This is a genomic window from Pseudomonas sp. PSB11 (assembly GCF_014596605.1).
GTDB lineage: Bacteria > Pseudomonadota > Gammaproteobacteria > Pseudomonadales > Pseudomonadaceae > Aquipseudomonas > Aquipseudomonas umsongensis.
On record NZ_NOIO01000071.1, the window covers coordinates 1 to 1,217 of the forward strand.

1 pseudogene is annotated in these 1,217 nt (G+C 66.1%); it reads right to left on the reverse strand.

What is annotated here, in order from left to right:
- Positions 1-1,217: pseudogene (locus CGA21_RS29700) on the reverse strand (beta-eliminating lyase-related protein); the annotation flags it as partial.

Sequence of the window (1,217 nt, forward strand, 5' to 3'; positions counted from 1 at the left end):
GGCGGCCAATACTTGGCGTCGATCAGGGTCTCCAGCGGATAAACCGCCTGCTCACGGCTGTACGGATGCGACCACTCGCCGACCAACTCCGCCGCGGTGTGCGGGGCGTTTTTCAGTGGGTTGTCGTCCTTGTCCAGGCTGCCGTTTTCCACCGCGCGGATTTCTTCGCGGATGCGGATCATGGCGTCGCAGAAGCGGTCCAGTTCTTCCTTGGATTCGCTTTCGGTCGGCTCGATCATCAGGGTGCCGGCCACCGGGAAGGACATGGTCGGGGCGTGGAAGCCGAAGTCGATCAGGCGCTTGGCCACGTCATCGACGCTGATGCCGCTGCTGTCTTTCAGCGGGCGCAGGTCGAGGATGCATTCGTGCGCCACCAGGCCGTTGCTGCCGGTGTACAGCACCGGGTAGTGCTCTTCCAGGCGACGGGAAATGTAGTTGGCGTTGAGGATCGCCAGCTGCGAGGCGCGCTTGAGGCCGGCGCCGCCCATCATGCGGATGTACATCCAGGTGATCGGCAAAATGCTCGCGCTGCCGAACGGCGCGGCGCACACCGCGCCTTCCTTGCGCGCCATGTGCGCGTGGCCCGGCAGGAACGGCGCTAGGTGCGATTTCACACCAATCGGGCCGACGCCCGGGCCGCCACCGCCGTGGGGGATGCAGAAGGTCTTGTGCAGGTTCAGGTGCGAGACGTCGCCGCCGAACTTGCCCGGGGCGCAGAGGCCGACCATGGCGTTCATGTTGGCGCCGTCGATGTACACCTGGCCGCCGTACTCGTGGATGATGCCGCAGATTTCGCGGATGCCTTCCTCGAACACGCCGTGGGTCGACGGGTAGGTGATCATCAGCGCGGCGAGGTGTTCGCGATGCTCGATGGCCTTGGCGCGCAGGTCTTCGATGTCGACGTTGCCGCGGGCGTCGCAGGCGGTGACCACCACGCGCATGCCGGCCATCTGTGCGGTGGCCGGGTTGGTGCCGTGGGCCGAGGACGGGATAAGGCAGATGTCGCGACGGTCTTCGCCACGGCTCTGGTGGTAGGCGCGAATCGCCAGCAGGCCGGCGTATTCACCCTGGGAACCGGCGTTCGGCTGCAGCGAGATCGAATCGTAGCCGGTGGCGGCGCAGAGCATCGCTTCCAGTTCATCGGTCAGCTGCTGGTAGCCGGCGCTTTGTTCGGCCGGGGCGAACGGGTGCAGGGCGCCGAATTCGGCCCAGGTCAC